Below are 22592 nucleotides of genomic sequence, written 5' to 3'. Positions count from 1 at the left end.
ATGGACAATGCCTATCCATAACTGGGGTATGGCATTATCACAACTTTATGTTAAATTTGGAGAGAGAATTCTCAAGGAAAAAAACAGCTTTTGAGGAGCATTAATTTAGAACCTGACACAGTTCGGATGACACTCCCTAATCCCTCCAAAATTTATTAAATTTGCTTGTAAACATTATTTTCTGAGACGCACAATTTTGTTCTTGTTTTACTATCTAAAAAATTCTGCATTGGTGTTTTACCATAACAATGTTTTCCTATATGTGTTCTTGTTGTAATAGGACAGCCAGCTTTTGAGGTCTAATTGCAGTTATTCAATGCTTTTGTAAATTTTCTTCCTGAAAGCTATGGCATTAAATTCGTCCTGTATCGTCCTGTGAAAACGTTCACAGATACCCTTGGTTTGAGGACTTTTAACTTTGGTTTTCGTGTGATCAACGGCTCATACAACAGTTTACTCATAGGGTTTTCCAGTAGTTTTTTAGTATTAAATACCTCTATTTTTTAAGGTATTTTTTTTTCTTATATTAACATAAACTTAAAAACACTTAATTATGGAAAATAAATTTACTTTCAAAAGCTTTTATACTTTCTTGTTATTAGGAATAATAGGATTAACTGTATATTCATGCAACCACGATAATTCTGATTATTTTAGTGGATCCCAAAAACTAAAATAATTAAATTATGGAGGGCTTCATAATCTAGCATTGGAACGTTACTATGAAATTAATCACTCTAATTCTCTAAAATCAGTAAATGAATATATTAAACTTACAACTGAATATATGAAAGAGAAAAACAGTGATATTTTTAAAAATGTGAATGAAAATGAGTTAATTTCCAAATTCAGTCAGTTAGAAAACTTTAAGAAGAAAGCTCATATAAATAATAATGCGAGATTTAATTCTCCTTATTCCAATTCTAAAGATATTTTGAATTTTTTAAGAGAAAAAAATAAAATATCTGAAAAGAATTATAATTTTTTATTTAAAAATCTAACAGAAGATTCGACGCTTGATAATAAACTAAATTCTATAAATCACTATTTAACTAAAGATGATCTGTCAGTAGAAGAGAGGAAACAAATAGAAATAGTAAAGTCAATATTTGTTTCCTCTAACGAATATTGGAAGAAATCTGCTAATGCAAAAGCTGCAATAGATGGTGATAAAAGAAAAGAAAGATCAGTTATAGTAGCTGACGCAATAGGAGCTCTTATATGGTGGGAAACAGGACCATGATCAATTATTGCAGGCGCTATAACTTCTTTAATAGCAAATGAAGGAGAGTATTAACCCTTATTAGCGTATAACTGTAATATTATAGCAACATGAAGATAGAAATAGTATTCATAATTTTAGGTCTCATAATTTCCATTTACTTGTGGAAAGGAAAAAAAAGCAGTTTTGTTAAAGAATTATCCTATGGTTTTTCTTCTTCGGTATTTTCTTTTTTAACAGCTATCAATATAATTTTTTTACTTAAAAAAGTTCATAAAGAAAGCCTTGATGAAACACTATACTCTATAATATTAATTATTATTTTAGTATTTATTTTTATATATTTAACTATTAAAAATAAGATAAAAAAACAAAAATAATTTATACGATTAAACCGGTGGTTCACCGGTTTAATTGTTGGGAGCCAAAATAAAATTTTGGGTCTTTTTTTATGTTATATTTTTCCTCTAATTTTTCTACTAGCAATACAAAGAACTCTTCTTTTGTGGGACGTCCTCCCTTTTGCTATTGATGCTGGTGATAGATATACCATGACGGTTCGTAAAAACAAGGTGAAAGTTTATTATCCCTTAAGAGACTGTTTCATGAAAACAAATTCCACATTATTGCATTCTAGTTTCAGACTTCAACCCTCTAAATCAGGTTTTTACGCTCTATATAGTATGGAGATTTAGATATCCTATTTAGTTGAAGTATACAAAGTCAGTATTTTCTGCTCAATATTAAAAAAACTGAGTGAATCTGTTGATTACAGCGATAGCCCTGATTATTAAAGACTAAAGCTATACAAACAATTAAAGAAAATAAACACCCCCTCTTTATTGGAGGGGGCAGTTAATTCTTGTTACCAATTCCTTTCTATTTAAATTGTATGTTTCCTCCTGCGATCTTCTTTGTCTTCTTATCCACAGGATTACCATACACCATGATGTTACCTCCGACAAAAGTCTTCGCATCTATGGCCTCTGCGGCGAATACCTCCGCATTACCCCCTGCTTTTACCGTAATACTACTTGTAGAAGTTTTTAGATGACGTCCGCTATACTGAGCCCCCGTATTGACAACTGCTATCTGGTGATCGGCGCTCCCGGATAATGCTATATGTGCACCCGTGTTGGACTTGAGCTCTAACATCTGTACACTAAGATCCATATTAATAGAAGCCCCTTCATTGGCTCCCACAACAAGTTTTGGCGCCTTCAGCGTACCTTCACCCTTTATACTGGCTCCTTGATTGGCCTGTATATTAGTTAGCCTGTCATAGAACACCTTTACCCTTACACCCTCTCCCTGTAAGAGATAGGCAGGACTCATCCTTAATTTTAGCTCTCCATTTTTATTGATGACTTCTACCTCTGAGGCATTGCTACCTCCTACCTCTACCTTATTGGTTTTCGAAGGAAGTAAATCCACATGAATTTTGTCATAAACTTTTAAGTTTCTGAATACCCCTACGTCCTTTGTAGATTGTGCAGAAAATACTTGGAAAGCCACCACTGCCATCATACCGGCCAAAACATTTTTCATAGTACTATTTTGAGCTCTTATACACAATATTCTTGCCATAAAATCTTATCACCATATTAAATTAAGCTAATATCTGATTTTTATAATATATTTATTTATAAAATAACAAGTATGCCCCTAATATAATTCTCTAAGACAAGGTTTAATAAGTTCTATTATCTTCTTCAAGCCAAACAATAAGCGTCTCTATAATTTTTTGAACCGCCATATTTACAAAATCATTTCTCTCCAAACCTGGTAAATAGAGGTCAAAAGACCTTATTTCTTCTCCTTTGGCTATAGCATAATATAGCGTGCCAACTTCTTTGCCATCTTCACCTTTATCAGGTCCCGCAACACCAGTGGATGAAATGGCTATATCCGTGTGAAACAAATCCCTACAAGATCTTGCTAACTCTACGGCCACTTCCTTGCTCACTACGCTATGCTTTTTTATAAGATCTTCTGAAATTCCAAGTAATTGAGATTTGACATGGGTAAGGTAAGGGATGATACCTCCTTTATAATACCTACTGCTGCCAGGCACTGAGGTTAATAATCTAGCGATTTGCCCAGAAGTACAACTCTCAACTGTAGAGATATTCAACCCCCTATCCCATAAAATAGAGGCCAAAATATTTTCTATAGCATCCTCTGACCAAGCGATCACATTGTCACCGATCAGTACTCGCAAAGGATGCAGTAATTGATCTACTTCTTCTTCTAATTCTTTCCGATCCTTACCTGTAGCGGTTAAACGTAACTTTACCCTACTCCCTACAGGCAGATAGGAAAGGCTTACATGCGGAGGCAATGCCAATTCCCAATCTTCAATTCTATTAGAAAGAAGACTCTCTGGCAGACCTACAACACTTACAATGCGAGTATATATAGTATGAAGTTCCCATCTTTGCTTTAGGTAAGGCAGAATCTGATCTTTTATCAGAGGTTTTACCTCAAAAGGAACTCCAGGTAAGCAAAATGTTAGCTTTCCTTGTCTCTCTAAAAGCTGACATGGAGCAGTTCCATAGCTATTTTCAAAAATTTTTGCAGTCGAGAGCACTTCGCATTGGCTTTTATTAAGCGCTAGTAATTCGCTACGCCCCTTTTTATATAAATAGGCGCCAAGTTTATGGTAGAGTTCTTCGGAAAAGCTTATCTTATCTTTAAAAAAACGTGCATATGCTTGTTTGGTCTTATCATCTTTAGTGGGGCCTAAACCTCCTGTAGTAATAATAAGATCACTCGCCTCTACTGCTTTTTGAAGACATTGTACGATTTCTTCCACTTCGTCTGAAATGGTAAAAATATATCGAACTTTTATTCCTATATCTTTTAATTGTTGAGCGATGAAATTAGAATTGGTATCGACGGTGTTACCGGATAAAATTTCGTCTCCTATTGTAATGATTGTTGCAGTTTTCAATTATTATTTAAATTTTTGTCTATCATTATACTCCCCATGTAGATAAAAAGTAAATTTCTGTATTCAGTTTCTATCTTTTAACCTATTGCTCGTGGGAAGCTAAAATAAAAAAAAGAATTTTATCTGTGTTGTTTAAAATTTATATACATTCTTTTTATTTCTATCAGTCACGATTATAATTTATAAAAAGAAAGATTATAAAATAGTCTTGAAAATATGAGCTCTTATACGTAAAGAAGCTAAGGGAATGATATCAGGCTATTAAAAAAAACTTTCGGAATTCCGAAAGTTTTTTACAAATTAAATTTTAATGAATGTGTTTTTCCGCATGATATGATGAGCGAACCAAAGGCGAACTCTCCACATGACGGAAACCTAAACGCCGGGCAAATGCTCCGTATTCCTCAAACTCTTCCGGCGTAATAAACCGCCTTACAGGTAAGTGTTTTTTGGTAGGCTGTAAATACTGCCCCAACGTAATAATATCGACATTTGCATTCCGAATATCCTCAATGGTTTGGAATACTTCCTCTTTTTCTTCACCTAAACCCAACATGAGTCCTGTTTTTGTACGGCGTTGTCCAGCTTGTTTCAAATATTTTAAAACCTCCAAACTTCGTTCATATTTTGCCTGAATACGCACCTCACGCGTAAGCCGCTTTACCGTTTCCATATTATGAGAAATAACCTCTGGAGCCACTTCTACCAATCGATCCATATGTCGGGTGATGCCTTGGAAATCAGGAATAAGTGTTTCCATAGTGGTTCCGGGCGAAATTCTTCGAATCGCATTTACTGTTTCGGCCCAAAGAATAGATCCCATATCTTTTAAATCATCCCTATCCACGGACGTTAATACAGCGTGTTTGATTTTCATTAACTTAATAGAGCTGGCCACCTTTTCTGGCTCATCCCAATTGACAGGCATAGGCTTACCTGTTTTTACACCACAAAAGCCACAACTTCGGGTACACACATTTCCCAAAATCATAAAGGTTGCTGTGCCTTCGCCCCAGCACTCCCCCATATTAGGACAACTCCCGCTCTGACAAATGGTATTGAGCTTATATTTATCCACTAAGCTTCTCAGCTCACGGTAATTCTTCCCGGTAGGAAGTTTTACACGAATCCATTTAGGCTTTTGAGCTGTATCGCTCATTAATGTTTCGTCACTCATTATCGAAGTCGTTATTTTTTAATAATTCTGCCAAAACTTTTTTAGCTCTCATAATACGTACTTTAGCATTCGCAATAGACAGATTAAGTTCTTCGGCAATTTCTTTTATGCTTTTTTCTTCAAAAAATCTCAATCTAATAATATCCTGATAATGAACATCCATAGAAGCTACCATTTGCAAGATTTTAGCATTCTCCTCTTCTGAAATTAACAATTCTTCTGGAGATTTTGCAAAAAGATTTCTCACTTCTTCCAGATTTCCGGTTACATCTTCTGCATCTCGATTTTTTTTTCTCCAATGATCAATAATAGTATTTTGAGCGATGGTTAACACCCATGTTTTAAACTGAAAATTAGGATCAAAAAGATCGAGCTTCGTTAAAACTTTAGAAAAAACATTCACGGTGATTTCATCGGCCACAATATTATCCTGAACTTTTTTCATAACAAAAGAAAAAACATCTACCCAAAACATATTGATCAAACGGGTTTGGGCCTTTTGATCTTTTGCTTTTGCTTGTTGGATAAGATGAATAAGAGATAATTCGTTCAATTTTTTTATAAAAATTCATACAAAGATACTGAAGAGTTTTTTTAAAAAAAAGGTAATTATGCTTTTAACAATCTCTCTGGGCCAATCTCAATGTTTTTCTTATTTTTAAGTTAAGCCCATTCTTTTATAAGTTTTAAGCTTACCTCCTATCAATACTAGCCAATTCTTAACCTCTACAAACGAATAAGACTTGCTCTCTTCATCTAAAATGAAGGGTGCATATTTATCTTTTATAACAAATCAATATCGCATTTACTACCGATCTTAAATTAAACTTCTACTTATTGTGAAAACGACATGATGACTTCCCTCTGAGCGAACTTACCCGTTTAAAAGCTCAGCCTTTCATAAGAGGTCTAATATTAAACAGATCTAGAACTAAGGATTCACATCACAATTGAAAAGGAAATATTCATCCAATAAGTGCACTGCAAAGGAAGTAGAGATCACTATTATTCTGAGTAAAAAGTAAATTTTATAACTTTTAGAAACAGCATTTTTGTACATTTGCCCTTTAAAAAATATCCTATAATGAATGCTTTTATTGAAGAACTGAAATGGCGTGGGCTTTTAGCCGATATAATGCCGGGGACTGAAGAACAACTCAATAAAGAGATGACTACAGCCTATATCGGTTTTGATCCAACAGCAGATTCGTTACATATCGGGAGTCTTATCCAGATTAAGATTTTAGCTCATTTTCAACGCCATGGACATAAACCTGTGGCTTTAGTAGGAGGGGCTACGGGAATGATTGGGGATCCATCCGGTAAATCTGCGGAGCGCAATCTGTTAGATGAAAAAACCTTATTGTACTATGAGGAGTGCTTAAAAAAACAACTTTCAAATTTTTTAGATTTTGAAAACGATGCGGCTAATAAAGCTGAACTCGTCAATAACTATGATTGGATGAAAGAGGTTACTTTTCTGGACTTTGCCAAAAATATAGGAAAGCATATCAGCGTCAACTATATGATGGCTAAAGATTCTGTAAAAAAGCGTTTCTCTGGTGAAGATGGTGCTGAAGGAATGAGTTTTACAGAATTTACCTATCAACTTCTACAGGGTTATGATTTTTTACATTTATATCAACATAAAGGAATTAAGTTACAAATGGGCGGTTCAGACCAATGGGGCAATATTACCACAGGTACTGAACTGATCCGTAAAAAAGCCAGAGGAGAAGCCTTTGCCCTTACCACAAAATTAATTACCAAAGCTGATGGTTCTAAATTTGGGAAGTCTGAAAGTGGTGAAAATTACTGGCTAGATGCTAAAAAAACTTCTCCTTACAAGTTTTATCAGTTCTGGCTGAACGCCACAGACGAAGATGCTGAACGCTTTATTCACTACTATACCTTTTTGGAAAAAGAAACGATAGAACTTCTTATTCAAGAACATAAAATAACGCCCCATGAGCGTAAACTGCAGAAAAAACTTGCGGAAGAGGTTACGGTATGGGTACATGGTCGCCAAGAGTATGAAAAAGCATTGAAAGCCTCTGAAATATTATTTGGACGTTCTACCGCTGAAGATTTGGTAAATCTTGATGAGGAACTTTTTCTACAAATATTTGATGGAGTACCTCAAAGAGAAATTAACAAATCCGAGATTTTAGAAAGCAATATCATAGATCTTATATCTGAAAAATCTGGCTTTCTAAAATCCAAAGGAGAAGCCAAAAGAGAACTCTCTGGAAATGCCATCGCATTAAATAAAGAAAAGGTGGACGACAGTTTTAAGATTACGGAAAAAGATCTGATCGATGGTCAGTTTATATTGCTACAAAAGGGAAAGAAAAACTACTTTATCATAAAAGCTATATAAGCTATATAACCACTATTTATGCTCAAAAAAATAGGCGCAAGTTCTCAGTTGCGCCTATTTTTTATCATTAAACCCTGTATTTTACTTCGGGCTTCACGCTCTCTTTATCTGAATATATTGAGCTGTTTTAACTTTTTGTTTACTTTTTAACCAGACCTAATTCTACTAATCTCTCGTGCAAAAACTCGCCTGCTGTAGTATCGGGGTAAAGCGGAGGATGCTGCTCATCCACCGTATTTCCCAATACATTAAGAGACATTTCACTCACAGGATGCAGAAAAAATGGAATCGAATATCGGGAAGTATCCCAGGTATTGCGTGGCGGATTTACCACTCTATGTATGGTAGATTTAAGCTTATTATTGGTATGCCTGGAAAGCATATCCCCTACATTAATCATTAACTCATCGGGTGCCGCAATAGCATCAATCCAATCGCCATCATGATTCTGCACCTGAAGTCCTCTTCCCTGTGCTCCCATCAACAAGGTTATTAAATTAATATCACCATGAGCCGCTGCACGAACAGCATCCTGAGGTTCTTCGGTGATTGGCGGATAATGAATAGGTCTTAAAATAGAGTTACCTTCTTGGATATACCTATCGAAATAGAACTCCTCCAATCCTAGATATAGGGCCAATGCTCTCAACACATACTGCCCTGTTTTTTCTAACATCTTAAAGGCCTTTTTTCCGATTTCATTGAAACCAGGTAATTCTTCGACTTTAACATTTTCCGGATATTGTCCCACATACTGAGAATCTTTTGCTAAATACTGCCCGAAATGCCAAAACTCTTTGAGATCTCCTTTTTTAAAACCTTTTGCGGTCTCTTTTCCAAAGCCTACATAGCCTCTTTGCCCTCCAATATTAGGAATTTCATATTTTTGCTTGATTGGTAAGGGAAGTTCGAAGAAGTTTTTCACCTCTGCATAAAGCTCCTCCACTAAATTCTTATCTAAAAAATGTCCTTTAAGAGCTACAAAACCAATCTCTTCATAAGCTTTACCGATTTCATTTACAAATTTCTGTTTGCGTTCCGGATTATCCGAAAGGAAATCACGCAGATCTACACTGGGGATTTTCTCCATTTTTACATTTAAAAGTTTTTTACGCCGCAAATTTACATCTTTTCTATAAGCTTGTTTAAATTTGACTGAAATATAGTATAACTTAACTATATTTGTGACATGGACATTAATTATTTGATGAAAAAACCAGCAAACATAAGCCCCCAAACTCAAGTACTGGTGATGCTGCATGGTTATGGTAGTAATGAAGAGGATCTTTTTAATTTCACACCCAATTTGCCAGAAGACTGGTTTGTTATAAGTCTTAGAGCTCCAAAGCCGACCCCCTACGGAGGCTTCTCTTGGTTTGATATAGATTTATCCGGAAGAGATCAGTTTGTAGATAAAAATGAAGCGATAGAATCAGTGAAAGGCATATTAGATTTCATTCATAATATTAAACAGGAATATCAACTTACAACTAGGACTCATATAATGGGTTTCAGCCAAGGCGGAATACTCGCTTATTGTATAGCGCTATCTTATCCTCACCTGTTTGATAAGATCGCTATTTTAAATGCTTATCCGGAACCTCGTATTCTAGAGAATATCAGTAAGGATAAGAGAGCTTTAAGTGAAATGCGTTTCTTTATATCCCATGGAAAGGAGGATGCTATTATTCCCTTAGACATGGCGCGAAAGGCTGCCGATACGCTATACGATTTAGGTTGCTATTTCTCCTTCAGAGAGTATAACAGTGGACACCATATCAACCCCCAAAATTATATGGACCTAATAGAATTCCTTTCCTAATATGAAGATTCGAAGTGGTTTTTACAATCTGTCTATTCGAATACTCCGTATAATTTCTGGACTGCTGACTACCAGAAAGATTTTTGCCATTTTCTTTTTATCTTCTTTTTTTGTTTATACCAAGGCACAGAAAGACAGCATTGATATACAAATAAAATTGGACGAAGTAAACTATATCGCTCATGTTCAGCAAAAAATAGTCTACAGAAATCATCTGTCGCGATCCGTAGATTCCATAAAATTAATGGCTTGGGCTAATGCTTATAAAAATAGCAAAACCCCTTTGGGAAAGCGAAAATTACAAGAGAGAAAAACTGCATTATACTTTGCCAATAAGGAAAAGTTAGGTTATATTAAAAATTTTAAAATAGATACTTCTTCTATTTTATCCTATTCGGATCCCAGTAGAGAAAATATTTACCTCCACCTAAAACGACCTCTTAGAGAGCACGAGCATATTACTCTAAATCTTGAATATGATATCCATATCCCTTCATCCGAATTTACAGAATATGGTTTTGGTAACAATCGTATTTTATTAAAATATTTTTTCATTGTACCTGATGGCTTTGAGAACAACAAACTGTCCAAAAGGCATTATCTGGACCTATCCGAGAATCAAAGCATTCACAATTACTGGAATATAAGGTTTGAAAACGGAGACTACCACGTGCAGTCCAACCTTTTGCAAAAGTCGCCCTCTCATTTTGAAGGTGTTTTATATGAAGATCCTGAGATTCTTATTTCCTACACTGAAAACAACCCTCTAAATTTTGATATCGAAGGACAGAAGATTTTATTGGATTTAGGATATAAAGTCTCTCTGGAGGAAGAAGCTAATCTGGCTTTTATTCTCCCTTTGCAATTAAAATTTATTAAAAATAAAATAGGCTTTTTGCCCCATAAAATATTTCTTTCTGACTATGCTAAAAATAAAAATGCATTTATAGGAAGTGAAGACATTCAATTTCATAAATGGAAATTCAGCTTATTTACGGAGGCAGAAAAAACGGATCTCAATTATTTTAGTATGCTTTCACAGTATATTATAAACCAGTCCTTTTTAGCTGATAAAAACACCAACCATTGGATATATAATGGACTAAAAACTTATCTGGAAATAGAATATCTTAAAAAATACTATGCCGATAAAAAACTTTTAGGAAATCTTCCCAATGAAGTTAAATTTTGGAAAATAAAACCTTTAAAATGGTTTAATGCATCTGATATAAAACTTACCGACCGTTATGGGCTTGCATATGAATACATTCTTAGACACAACCTCGATCAGAAAATTAATGCCCCTCTACAAAGCCTCAGTAAATTTAATACCATAGCCATTAGTAGTTTTGAAACGGGACTTATTTTTAGTATGCTAAACGATAAAACACAGCGTTTCGATTCTTTTATCACCCAGTTTTTATCCCAAAACCGAGGTAAAAAAGTGGATTTCAAATATTTTCTACAACGCCTCCAGATGTATAGCCAAGATACCAGCCTGTTTTTAGAAAAATTTATACAACATAAAAACAGAGTTAACTTTAAACTCAGTTCTTTTAAAAAAACTGATGATAATCAACTCTCATTAAAAATATCTAAAAATAGCCTTCTAAAAATACCTTTTAAAGTAGAAAGTGAAAGTTTTTCCGGTAAACTCACGTCCTTTTGGTTTGATACTACAGCGAGCACCAAAAAACATTTTTATAAAATTCCTGATGACAGCACGAAAGTTGTTTTTTTAAATAACCACTACACTTTCCCAGAAGCTAATTTTGGGGACAATTACCTATATACTAAAGGGATGTTTTCTAACATGAAAAAAATAAGGTTTAAACTCTTTACGGATATACCTAATCCTAAATACCACGAAATTTACGCCTCTCCAAAATTATCATGGAATAATTATGATAAATTTCTATTGGGAACAAAGTTCACAAATGAAAGCCTTATAGAACCTAAATTTATTTATTCTCTTGAGCCTTCTTATAGTACGGGAACAGGAAGATTAACAGGATCTATTGGAGCTTCCTATCAATTTATGCCACCAGAGTCTTTTTTTCGACGGTGGGTAATCGGCGCAAACGCTGCTTATTATCACTACGATTATAATCTACCTTATAAGAAAGTCAATTTCTTTACCCAACTTAATTTTGCTAAAAATCCAAGGAGTCAGATCAGCCGAAACTTAATGTTTTCGTATAGTTATTTTGAACGAGAGCTCTCCCCTCTGCTCATCAAGCAAAATGATTATGCTAAATACAATTTATGGAATATAGGCTACTCTTATTCCGATAGTAAAGCGATACACGAAAACTCGCTTACCTCTAACTTCCAGTGGATGGAAGATTTTCAAAAGCTATCGGCAGAATATTACTACCGCTGGGAGTATGCAAAGAACAAAAAACTCATGCTAAGGAGCTTTGCTGGGGTTTTTATTAATAATACCACCAAAAATAATTTATTTAATTTCGGATTGTCAAAAGTTTCGAATTACGCCTTCAGCTATGGACTGTTAGGTCAATCAGCAACCACAGGGATACTTTCACAACAATTTATTTTGGCGGAAGGGGGATTTAAATCCGATTTTAAAGATTATGTAAACAGGTGGATGGTATCTACAAACATCGATACCCATATCTGGAAGATGTTTGGTATTTATGTAGATGCCGGCTTATATAAAAATAAACAGCAACCTGTAAAATTTATTTGGGATAGCGGTATCAACCTAAAAGTGATCCCCGATTTCTTAGAAATATATTTTCCCATTCAATCCTCTCTGGGCTTTGAGCCCTCTTTTAAAGGCTATGGAAGCAGAATCCGATACACGCTGAATATAAACTTAGGAGCCATAATAGGATACTTCAGGAGAGGTGTATATTAATATTGAGGATGTACTGATCTCTATTTTTAATAGCATTTTTTAGAAGCACACTTTATACGAAGAATGCTAAAACAGCTACTTTTTAAATCGTTTTATTCTCTAGCTTTTTCAAATGCTAAAAAAATAGAGACTAATATTTTGTAGTGAAAGTAAGCGAATCCTAAAATAAAAAGTACTTTATATATTTTCTTCCATCAAAACAATATAGTTCTCTATATACGATTATATTTTTTTGTTTATAACACTTAAGGCGGCATTTATCTTCTGGAAAATGCTAGATCATAGATTAAAAAAGGAAAATCGGGTATTAAGATCTCTATAAAGAAGAGTTGTGGGACTAGATTTCCCTACAAGGGAGATGGCCTCTCTCTTTTAAGCATTATTTTTTTTAAAGATAAAAAAGAATAAAAAAAATTCCACTAAGTTCTATATTTTGTATAGGATCCAGAAGGTCTAAGAAAAAGAGCGTAAACTTTTTTATTTTTCTCTGTTGTTACTCCTGGGTGATATGAACAATTATAATAAAAACCAGATAAATCTGGTTTTTATTACTTTATATTTTATCTAAATCCTCTTCATAGAAATCATCTCCATATTCATCATCTTCATCCTGATCAAAATCATCTTCTTTAAAATCTGATGAAAGCTCAGTAAAATCTTCATCTATCATGGGTACTACTGTCTTGGCGTTTCCATTACCCGATTTGGAAGGTGCTTTTAAAGGCATACTACCAAATCTATAAGCAGTAATAGGGTATTTTACAGCAGATCTCTCTTCTGTTACTTCCTGAAGTTCACAGAAAAACTCCCATAAATCTAAAAGACCATATTTGAAAAGCATTTTGGCACCTTTAGCCGGAAAAGCTTCGCTTATATAAATATCCGACATGGTCTCTCCATCTCCATCATCCGACATGTCTTCCAATGGAATTGCTCTTCCTTCTACCCATTCTTCATCTGAAAAATAAAAAGAGGAAAGCTCATCTCCCTGCAGACTAAAGGCACTCTTAATGCCCAAGTGCAAATTCCAAAGTGTCTGCTTATCCTTGATTTCTATATCCCTGAAAACACTGTCTTTAGCATCTAAAATTACTCTTACTTTGTAAATCATCTTGAATTACTTGTCAATTTTACTTTACTGTTCTTTTTAATTACGGTCTTAATTCGGCTACAAATATAAAACAGCGTTTGTATAAAAGACTACTTTTTTTCAAAATTTATTTTGCCTATTTTCCAGCCCCATCATTTTGCTAAATCAAGCCTAAAACTAAGGCATGTTCCCTCTAAATAAGTACTCCTAACTTCTATATTTTTCTGGTGAGCTTCTAAGATATGTTTGACAATAGCCAAACCCAAGCCTGATCCGCCATCCCTACGACTACGACTAGATTCTACGCGATAAAAACGCTCAAATATGCGGGGGAGATTCTCGGGTTTTATCCCCATACCGTTATCCTCAACCTCCACTAAAACCTCTGCGCCTACTACCAGCGTATTGACTTTAATTTGGGCTTCTTCTCTATTTGAATAATGAATAGCATTCACTAACAGATTCATCAATATCTGAGAAATTTTATTTTTATCCGCATGTACTAGGATCATTTGCTGAGAAGTTTTTAATGAAAATTGCGCCTGGGTTTTATAAGCTTCTAAATCCAGGAGGTCAAAAATATCGCGCACCAAAGCATTAATGTCAAAATTGGAGAATGAAAGGCTTATCTGGCCAGATTCTAACCTACTGATCATATCTAAATCTTGGACGATATTGAGAATTCTTTCTACCGATTTATCAATTCGCTCTAAATATTTATCCCGAATATTCATATCATCTACCCCCCCATCCATTAAAGTTTCTACATAGCCTTGAATGGAAAAGAGGGGGGTTTTTAATTCATGAGCCACATTACCCAAATACTCTTTGCGGTAATTCTCCACCTCACTCATGGTCAATATTTTAGCATCCGACTCTTCTCTCATCCCTGTAATTTTCTCACTCAACTCTGTAAAAGTGGTGGGGTTTTGCTTCTGTATAAAATATTCAGGGAGAATTTGAGATATTTTACGAATCTGACGCTGGTCATAACTTCTAAAAAGAAAAACAAGCACTATATAATTAATTCCTGTAATAAAAAACAGGATTAGTAGGATTAATACTAAAGTCGGAATCCGACTATCATATAAATAATGAAAATTTTTGTAGAACAGCCCCACTGCCAGCATACAGAGAGCAAGAAATATAGCAGAAACAAGCTTAAGGGCATTTATATTCATCCTATAAAATTAAACTACTAATTTATAGCCTATACCCTTTAAGGTCTGAATTGCATGAATGCCTAATTTTTCTCTTAACCTACGAATGTGCACATCTATGGTTCTCTCTCCCACAATGACATCATTACCCCATACTTTATCCAGTATTTCATCTCTTTTAAAAACTTTTTGGGTATTTGAAGCCAATAGATAAAGTAAATCAAATTCCTTCTTGGGTAGAAGAAACTGCTGGGTATCTTTTGTTACTCTAAAGCTATCTTTATCAATGATGAGATTTCCTATTTTAATCTGTTGTGAATGATTGCCTACGCGCTTCGTAAGCTCCATTAGAGCATTAATCTTAGAAATAAGTACTTTAGGTTTTATTACTTTGGTGATATAATCATTCGCTCCTGCCTGAAACCCTGCCAATTGAGAAAATTCCTCTCCTCGTGCCGACAGAAAAATAATAAGGGTTTTTTCTAATTCTTTAATTGTTCTCAATTCTTGGCAGGTCTCTATTCCATCTTTTTCGGGCATCATTACATCTAATAAAATCATATCTGGCAAATAGGATTTTGCTTTTTCAATTCCCTCTAATCCATTTCCAGCGGTTTCAACTAAATAGCCTTCTTTGGTAAGATTATAAGAGAGTAGCTCCAATACATCGGCTTCATCATCAATGAGAAGTATTTTTTTAGCATTCATTTTTTACTTTTTTCAAATCAAAATTAATATTTTTTAATATACCCATCTTTAGTTCATGATAATTTAATATTCAAGTCCCTAAAATCACAACTAACTTAACATTTATTTAAAATGGAGACCCTATGTTTTTCAAAATAAATAGCTATAAAAACCCCGATGCTTTATCACATCGGGGTTTTTATGGGCTTATACTTCCATTTTATTTATCATCAAATTGCTCCAGAAAGTAGGTAAAACTAAAATCCGACACATTTTCCTCTGCATCTTCCAACGTCTGGAGTAAATCCTCAAATGTTTCAAGCTGGTCTACACTAAGATTTACAAATTCGAGATGTAATGGCAGGGATATCTCTCCGCTTATTGTATCGTATAGAGCGTCCAGATTATCTCCAAAATAATCAGGCAAAGCCAATTTCTCCTTTAGCTGTGCATAAAACTCTTCATAATCCGCTATCTGGCTAAAATCTATATATATTTCTCTCATTAATTTTTTATTTTTCTTCAAAAGTCTTATAGTGATTTTTACTAATAAAGACTAAACCATCATCACTAAATACCAATCGGTCGGCTTCTCTTCTTCCACAACTATAATTAACATCCGCCTCAAAATATTTTCTTCCCTGCTGTTTGGGAAGTTTACCTTCTCTATTGCCAAAATGATCTCCGCCTATAGCTCTTCCTGGTAGCACATCACATAAATTTCCACGGGAAGGTATCCATCCTTTCTGAACGGCTTCTGCTTTGGTGATATAATAATTCGGAAGTTTTTTATTTTTTTTCACGTAGTCTATCACCACCTTCTCGCTGGTTAATTCGGTAATATCAGCCTTTGCCTTAATCGGAATAGCGGTAGAAGGCTTAATAATATTATTTTTTTCCCGGCTTTCTTTACTACTCATCACATACATAACCACCATACCCGCAGTAAAGGCGAGATAAAAGAGCAGGATAATTTTAAAAAATTTTGAATTCATATTTTAATTTAATGCTTTAATTCTTTAATTCTTGAGGAATTTTACAAACGGGTATTGGATTTACCTTGTGTAGAGTGGCTTGATGAAGTCTATCATAAAGCTGGAAAACTTCTTTTTTTCTTCCAGAAAAATCTTCAGCACTATGATTCTCATACACCTCCATCGCCCATTCCAACTCGGGATAAGAAGCACCCATTTGTTGCTCATCGTTTTTTTCTACATCCCACAATCCATCTGTAGGAATTGCTTTTTGTATACTCTCGGCAATATTCAGGTATTTTGCAATCTTGTATACTTCTGTTTTTAACAAGTCGGCAATGGGACTTATATCTACTCCCCCATCTCCATATTTGGTGAAAAAACCTACGCCAAAATCTTCAATCTTATTTCCCGTACCCGTTACCAAAAGTTGATGTAGCTGTCCGTAATAATATAAAGTAACCATACGCAGGCGAGAACGAGAATTGGCTAAAGCGAGTTGTTTGTTCGGAAAGTCCTTTTTCTCTGCATCCACCTGACTTTGGAATGTCTCAAAAGTAGGGGTTAAATCAATACGAAGGCCCTCTACCTGTGCATATTTGTTTTTTAAAAACGCTATATGCTCTTGCGCTCTATTTACCTGATCTTCTTTTTGGCGAATAGGCATTTCCAACACCAATGTTTTCATTCCTGTCATAGCGGCAAGTGTAGAAACAACAGCTGAATCTATCCCTCCGGATACACCTACAACGAAACCCTTCATTCCTGATTTTTCAGCATAAGCCTTTAACCAGGTAACGATGTGTTCTATAATTTTTTCAGATTGCATGTTGAATTATTCAGTTTATAATTTTATTTTTTAGTTTATATGAATAGTAGATTTTATCTATATTTCCAAAAAGTTGGTTTTTTCCTCAAAACCTCAATTGTGTAGTGTAATTAGAAACAATATTTGCGATCTGTAAATCTATGACCTGCTTTTTACTTTCCTCTATGGCTATGATTATAGGAACTCCAACATCTGGCATTACCTGAAGATTAGCACCCAGAGGAAAGAAATGAACTACACCACTTTCTTTAACAGTTCTGAGTATTAATGGATTTGTTTCTAACCGCATTCTTATGAGAATTTACTATTTTTGTATCCTTAATTGTAATGTAAAAATAAAGAAGTTTTTTGATAACTTTCGTATCTGTCCTTCTTTTTTAATTAAAAGGTATACCTTACTTTGAAAAACTAAAATTATTACAGAAAAGAGTATGTTAGAAAACTTATAATTTAAATTGCACCCTATATTATTACTATGCGACAAACACAGATATCCATCAATGTAGAATTAGATGACAACCAGGTTCCTGAAAAACTCACTTGGAATGCCCAAGACGGCGGAATTGATAATCAAGAAACAAAAGCAGCCATGATTTCGGTTTGGAACGAAAAAACACGGGAAGCGCTTCGCATCGACCTCTGGACGAAAGAAATGCCTGTGGACCAAATGAAAATGTTTTTCCACCAAATGCTGGTTTCCCTAGGTCATACTTATCAAAGAGCTACCGGTGAAGAAGATGTCGCCGAAAAGATGATAGAATTTGCCGAAGAATTTGCCGAATTAGCAAAAATTAAAGGCTAGGCAATAATATTATTCGTGAAAAATGCATCAGTATCAATCCTAAATCAAGAAAAAATGAAATTCAATACTAAAGTTATCCACGGTAACCAACAAGCCGAACCCCATACAGGTTCCGTAAACGTTCCGGTATTTCTCACTTCAACATTCGCACAGAAAACTCCAGGACAGCTGCGCGCAGGATACGAATATTCGCGTGGAGGTAATCCTACACGGCAAGCTTTGGAAGACGCTTTGGCTAGCATTGAGAATGGTGCGAGAGGTTTGGCTTTCGGATCTGGATTAGCCGCAATAGATTGTGTTCTGAAATTACTCAATCCAGGTGATGAAGTGATCGCGGTAGATGACCTCTATGGAGGTACCTACAGAATGTTTACTCGCCTTTTTAGCAAATATGAGTTAAAGTTTACCTTCGTTAATTTTGATGATATTTCTAAAATTTCGACACTATTAAACGAAAAAACCAAACTGATCTGGATTGAAACTCCCTCTAATCCATTGATGAAATTGGTAGATATTGAGGCGGTAGCCAATTTTACGAAAGGAAAAGATATTCTTTTGGCAGTAGACAACACTTTTGCATCTCCCTATCTCCAACAGCCCTTGGATTTAGGTGCTGACATTGTTATGCACTCAGCCACTAAATATTTAGGGGGACACTCAGATGTGGTAGCCGGAGCCTTGGTAACCAAAACACCCGAATTAGGAGAAAAATTACACTTTATACAGTTTGCATCAGGGGGTATATTGGGGCCTCACGATTCTTATCTGGTCCTCAGAGGGATTAAAACTCTGGCCCTAAGAATGCAGAGACACAGCGAAAATGGAATTAAAGTCGCCCAATTTCTGGAAAAACATCCCGCAGTGGGCGATGTTTTCTTCCCAGGTCTGGAAAGCCATCCTCAATTTAAATTGGCTACAAAACAAATGAAAGCCTTTGGAGGAATGGTATCCTTCAATTTTAAATCTGGAAAAAAAGAAGATGCTATTCATTTTCTAGAACGCCTACAAGTGTTTACCCTAGCCGAATCTCTTGGAGGAGTAGAATCTCTTGCCAATCACCCGGCCATGATGACGCATGCTTCTATTCCCGAGGAAAAACGCGCCGAATTAGGAATTACAGACGACCTGGTTCGCCTGAGTGTCGGAATAGAGGATATTGAAGATTTATTACAGGATCTAGAGCAAGCTTTAAAAGCCTAAAAAAAATTGGAAAATATAATCAATATATTAAAATCCGGTGGCACTATAGTTTATCCTACAGATACTATATGGGGTATAGGTTGCGATGCCACCAATACGGATGCAATAAAAAAAATTTACGACATCAAACATCGCGATCCCCATAAATCCATGATTATTCTAGTGGAAAGCGAACGTCGCCTACAGGAATTAGTGGATGTTCCCGAGTTGGTATGGAATATGATAGACCTCAGTGAAAAACCCATCACCTTTATTTATGACCATCCACGGGGTCTCCCTCCAGGACTACTGGCGGAAGATGGCAGTATAGGCATACGTTTGGTAAAAAATGACTTTTGTAAAAAACTCATTTCCAAACTTAACCGTCCTTTGGTATCTACCTCTGCGAATCTCAGTGGTTGTAAAAGTCCTCTGAAATTTGCAGATATTGATCCCAATATCCTCAAAAAAGTAAATTATGTTGTGGATGAATTTCATGATATTGTCTCAAAATATTCAGGATCTTCGGTTATCAAAATTGGACAAGATAATAGAATAAAAATTATTAGAGCATAAAGAAAAAGATATATTTTGAAGATCAATCTTAACCAAAATAGACACCTAAAAATATTTAAACTCGTCTCTGAGGTTGCACAGCAAAACGCTCAGTCGGTTTATGTCGTGGGTGGCTATGTGCGGGATCTCCTAATGAATCGGGATGTCCCAACCGACATAGATTTTGTAACAGAAGACAACGGTATTAAGCTTGCGGAAAGCTTAGCACAAAAGATCTCCCCTCAGCCTACGGTTTCGGTTTTTAAAACTTATGGTACTGCCATGGTAAAATATCAAAACTTAGACTTAGAATTCGTAGGTGCCCGAAAGGAAAGTTATAGCCAAAATAGTCGAAACCCAGAAGTCGAAACCGGCACTTTAGAAGATGATCAGAAACGTCGAGATTTTACCATTAACGCAATGGCGATTTCGCTAAATAAAGAAAATTTTGGGGAACTTATTGATCCCTTTGACGGGAGAAAGGATCTTAGTCTTCAACTCCTAAGAACACCTTTAGAACCTACCCAGACTTACTCTGATGATCCATTACGTATGATGCGAGCCATTCGCTTTGCCTCTACCTTAAAATTTGAAATCGAAGAGCGTTCTCTAAGAGCTATTCAACAGGAGGCGAAGCGCATAGAAATTGTTTCAATCGAGCGCATTATGGTGGAGTTCAACAAAATTATGCTTTCTGAAAAACCATCCATAGGACTAAAGCTATTGGAGGAGACCGGTCTCTTTAGCCTTATTCTTCCAGAAATCACAGCTCTTAAAGGAATTGAGGAAAAGGAGGGAATGACCCACAAGGATAATTTCTATCACACCTTGGAAGTGGTGGACAATATTTCAAAAAATACAGATAAACTATGGCTAAGATGGGCGGCGCTCCTCCATGATATAGGAAAGGCTCCTACTAAAAAATTCACCCCCGAGCAGGGATGGTCTTTTCATGGCCATGAATTTTTAGGCTCTAAAATGGTGAAAAAACTTTTTCAAAGGTTAAAACTCCCTTTAGGGGCGGAGATGAGGTATGTCCAAAAAATGGTAAAACTCTCCTCTCGACCTATATCATTAATTACAGACGATACATCAGATAGTGCTTTGAGACGTTTACTCTTTGACACCGGGGAAGATTTAGAAGATCTTTTCTCTTTATGCAAGGCCGATATTACGACTAAGAATCCTAACAAACAAAAGCGATTTAGAAAAAATTTCGAATACGTAGAACAAAAAATAAAAGAAGTCGAGGAGAAAGACCATATACGCAATTTTCAGCCTCCCATTTCGGGGGAAGAAATTATGGAGATATTCCATCTAAATCCTGGGCGGGAAATAGGCATACTAAAAGAAAAAGTAAAAGAAGCCATTTTAGAAGGAACGATTCCTAATGAAAAAGAAGCCGCTCGTAACTTCGTGCTTAACCAAGCAAACCTTATGGGCATTAAAATTAAAACTTAGAATTATTTTTCATCGACCGATATTGCTTTTAAATAAAAGAAACACTTCCCTTGGAGTTTTCTTCTATAGGAAAATGGAGAGTTGCTTTCAGATTATTTTCTACAAGGCGAAAAGGAGGAAAAGCCTTCCACACGCCATGCTTAATGTTTATTTTTTGGAGCTCTGATAGACTTGAAAAATAGCGAAAAACGGTTTTGCAGAAATAATTTATTTGAGCCCTTAATCAATATAGCATATCATTTTAAATCGACTTAAGTCTTTAGTCGTGGGGGCTGTGATGAAACTATTTTATTTATGAAGCGGAGAGTTAGTTATTCTTTATTAATCCTGTATTTCGTTTTTTATAAACCCTAAGCGGGTGATCACGCATGGAATATATCAACATTTCTGTTATTGTCCTAATTATACGCTAAACTTGGCTAACTCTTAAAAAGCACTATGCTTGAAACATGTAAATTACATATCCATGAATATACCCTAGGTGTACACCCCTTTGTTTTCTACAGAATTTAGATCCAGACCACAGGATGTTCAATATAAGAAAATAATCCCCCTCCACCCTATGGATTTTTTACGATATGTTCTTTATGGCACCTGTCATTATCCATTATAATGACTTCCTTTTTGGGAAGTGATCAGAACCCCTCTTGAGTTAGTTCATCAAAAAAAACATCGCATTCATATTTCTTCAAATCAACAAAACTCTAGCGTCTTAAATGGACAAATGATACTCTGGTATTGATTATAACGCTATTATGTCGGTCTTTGCTCAAATAGGTTTTTGTTCTTTTCAGACTACAGACTGTGGTAGTATGTTCGAAATAACAAAACCTCTTTTCATGAATAAATAACAGGTCTTTTGTGGATAAATTTGTATGAATATAATTGCGATTGAATTCCAACCTTAATCCATATCCGTGCTTTTTTGAGGGTTTGTGGTTATCTTGGACTCTATTCTCTCCTCACCTCTCCAGAGACTTCGATACAGAAACCTAAACCCTTCACTGGTCACTCGTAAATTAAGTTTATTCTATTCCAGATATCAAAAAATAGGTATGCAAATATGTAATAAATCACTCACACAACAAACACACAATATATCACTTTCATTTAGTTACAATAACGAAAATTACACTTAATTATTTTGATTTTAGTAAAAAATATACATTTCTATACGTCATTTAAATATATTTTTGTACTTTTATTTAGCTTATTCTTTTTCTAAAAAGAACGGCTCCTGCTTAAGACATAAATAACTTAACAGATACTTAAAAAAACAAAATGATGAATATTAAAATTTAAAACACAAAATGATCAAGACTAAATAATTTTTCAGCCGTAAATCGAAACCTGACTAGTGGATTATGCAATCTCTATCCAGAACTAGAGATTAATTGTCCTTGTATTTACATATCGTTTT

General features: G+C 35.1%; 20 protein-coding genes and 1 pseudogene. 8 read left to right on the top strand and 13 right to left on the bottom strand.

Annotated features, from left to right (window positions below; all coding sequences use genetic code 11):
* Positions 1-155: 155 nt before the first annotated feature.
* Positions 156-438: pseudogene (locus GNY06_RS14255) on the bottom strand (integrase core domain-containing protein); the annotation flags it as partial.
* Positions 439-787: 349 nt separating this feature from the next.
* On the opposite strand from GNY06_RS14255, the gene GNY06_RS08730 reads away from it, so the two are divergent.
* Positions 788-1243 (top strand): hypothetical protein, encoded by a 456-nt coding sequence (locus GNY06_RS08730; protein WP_166519725.1) that lies wholly within the window; start codon positions 788-790, stop codon positions 1241-1243.
* Positions 1244-2101: 858 nt separating this feature from the next.
* On the opposite strand, the gene GNY06_RS08725 is transcribed toward GNY06_RS08730, so the two are convergent.
* The 4 genes from GNY06_RS08725 to GNY06_RS08710 form a co-directional block, all read right to left on the bottom strand.
* Positions 2102-2770 carry a head GIN domain-containing protein gene (locus GNY06_RS08725; protein WP_166519724.1) on the bottom strand — a complete coding sequence of 223 codons (669 nt, stop codon included), beginning with the start codon at positions 2768-2770 and terminating at the stop codon, positions 2102-2104.
* A 142-nt stretch (positions 2771-2912) separates the two neighbouring features.
* Positions 2913-4175: a CinA family nicotinamide mononucleotide deamidase-related protein gene (locus GNY06_RS08720; protein ID WP_166519723.1), complete on the bottom strand. Its 1263-nt coding sequence runs from the start codon at positions 4173-4175 to the stop codon at positions 2913-2915.
* Between the two features lie 307 nt (positions 4176-4482).
* Complete coding sequence (lipA, locus tag GNY06_RS08715; protein WP_166519722.1) at positions 4483-5352, bottom strand: lipoyl synthase; 870 nt, start codon at positions 5350-5352, stop codon at positions 4483-4485.
* Positions 5345-5905: an RNA polymerase sigma factor gene (locus GNY06_RS08710; protein WP_166519721.1), complete on the bottom strand. Its 561-nt coding sequence runs from the start codon at positions 5903-5905 to the stop codon at positions 5345-5347. The genes lipA and GNY06_RS08710 overlap by 8 nt, the downstream gene beginning before the upstream one ends.
* Before the next feature lie 531 nt (positions 5906-6436).
* Between GNY06_RS08710 and tyrS the strand changes: the two genes are divergently transcribed.
* Complete coding sequence (tyrS, locus tag GNY06_RS08705) at positions 6437-7732, top strand: tyrosine--tRNA ligase (protein WP_166519720.1); 1296 nt, start codon at positions 6437-6439, stop codon at positions 7730-7732.
* Positions 7733-7871: 139 nt separating this feature from the next.
* Here tyrS and GNY06_RS08700 read toward each other — a convergent pair whose 3' ends face one another.
* The gene (locus GNY06_RS08700) at positions 7872-8822 is read right to left on the bottom strand and encodes an isopenicillin N synthase family dioxygenase (RefSeq protein ID WP_166519719.1); all 951 of its coding nucleotides are present in this window, start codon (positions 8820-8822) and stop codon (positions 7872-7874) included.
* A 117-nt stretch (positions 8823-8939) separates the two neighbouring features.
* Between GNY06_RS08700 and GNY06_RS08695 the strand changes: the two genes are divergently transcribed.
* Positions 8940-9554, top strand: a complete 615-nt coding sequence (locus GNY06_RS08695; protein ID WP_166519718.1) for an alpha/beta hydrolase — start codon at positions 8940-8942, stop codon at positions 9552-9554.
* Between the two features lies 1 nt (position 9555).
* The gene (locus tag GNY06_RS08690; protein ID WP_166519717.1) at positions 9556-12435 is read left to right on the top strand and encodes a M1 family metallopeptidase; all 2880 of its coding nucleotides are present in this window, start codon (positions 9556-9558) and stop codon (positions 12433-12435) included.
* Positions 12436-12988: 553 nt separating this feature from the next.
* On the opposite strand, the gene GNY06_RS08685 is transcribed toward GNY06_RS08690, so the two are convergent.
* The 7 genes from GNY06_RS08685 to GNY06_RS08655 form a co-directional block, all read right to left on the bottom strand.
* The gene (locus GNY06_RS08685) at positions 12989-13546 is read right to left on the bottom strand and encodes a plasmid pRiA4b ORF-3 family protein (protein WP_166519716.1); all 558 of its coding nucleotides are present in this window, start codon (positions 13544-13546) and stop codon (positions 12989-12991) included.
* Positions 13547-13677: 131 nt separating this feature from the next.
* Positions 13678-14706: a sensor histidine kinase gene (locus tag GNY06_RS08680; protein ID WP_166519715.1), complete on the bottom strand. Its 1029-nt coding sequence runs from the start codon at positions 14704-14706 to the stop codon at positions 13678-13680.
* Between the two features lie 9 nt (positions 14707-14715).
* Positions 14716-15393: a response regulator transcription factor gene (locus GNY06_RS08675; RefSeq protein ID WP_166519714.1), complete on the bottom strand. Its 678-nt coding sequence runs from the start codon at positions 15391-15393 to the stop codon at positions 14716-14718.
* 199 nt (positions 15394-15592) lie between these two features.
* The gene (locus tag GNY06_RS08670) at positions 15593-15877 is read right to left on the bottom strand and encodes a barstar family protein (protein WP_166519713.1); all 285 of its coding nucleotides are present in this window, start codon (positions 15875-15877) and stop codon (positions 15593-15595) included.
* A 7-nt stretch (positions 15878-15884) separates the two neighbouring features.
* Positions 15885-16367, bottom strand: a complete 483-nt coding sequence (locus tag GNY06_RS08665; RefSeq protein WP_166519712.1) for a ribonuclease domain-containing protein — start codon at positions 16365-16367, stop codon at positions 15885-15887.
* A gap of 16 nt (positions 16368-16383) precedes the next feature.
* Positions 16384-17175, bottom strand: a complete 792-nt coding sequence (nadE, locus tag GNY06_RS08660) for an NAD(+) synthase (RefSeq protein WP_166519711.1) — start codon at positions 17173-17175, stop codon at positions 16384-16386.
* A gap of 85 nt (positions 17176-17260) precedes the next feature.
* Positions 17261-17464: a hypothetical protein gene (locus tag GNY06_RS08655; RefSeq protein ID WP_166519710.1), complete on the bottom strand. Its 204-nt coding sequence runs from the start codon at positions 17462-17464 to the stop codon at positions 17261-17263.
* Positions 17465-17650: 186 nt separating this feature from the next.
* Here GNY06_RS08655 and gldC point away from each other — a divergent pair, with 186 nt between their 5' ends.
* From gldC to GNY06_RS08635, 4 genes are read left to right on the top strand one after another with little or no spacing between them, the layout of a single operon-like run.
* Complete coding sequence (gldC, locus tag GNY06_RS08650; protein WP_166519709.1) at positions 17651-17977, top strand: gliding motility protein GldC; 327 nt, start codon at positions 17651-17653, stop codon at positions 17975-17977.
* A gap of 54 nt (positions 17978-18031) precedes the next feature.
* Positions 18032-19177 (top strand): cystathionine gamma-synthase, encoded by a 1146-nt coding sequence (locus tag GNY06_RS08645; RefSeq protein WP_166519708.1) that lies wholly within the window; start codon positions 18032-18034, stop codon positions 19175-19177.
* Positions 19178-19183: 6 nt separating this feature from the next.
* The gene (locus tag GNY06_RS08640) at positions 19184-19732 is read left to right on the top strand and encodes an L-threonylcarbamoyladenylate synthase (RefSeq protein ID WP_166519707.1); all 549 of its coding nucleotides are present in this window, start codon (positions 19184-19186) and stop codon (positions 19730-19732) included.
* Between the two features lie 15 nt (positions 19733-19747).
* Entirely contained in the window at positions 19748-21172 is a 1425-nt protein-coding gene (locus GNY06_RS08635; RefSeq protein ID WP_176590003.1) for a CCA tRNA nucleotidyltransferase, read from the top strand.
* Positions 21173-22592: the final 1420 nt, after the last annotated feature.

Origin of the sequence: Elizabethkingia argenteiflava, assembly GCF_009904105.1 — a bacterium.
Classification (GTDB): Bacteria; Bacteroidota; Bacteroidia; order Flavobacteriales; family Weeksellaceae; genus Elizabethkingia; species Elizabethkingia argenteiflava.
This window is presented reverse-complemented; position numbering and strand designations above follow the sequence as displayed.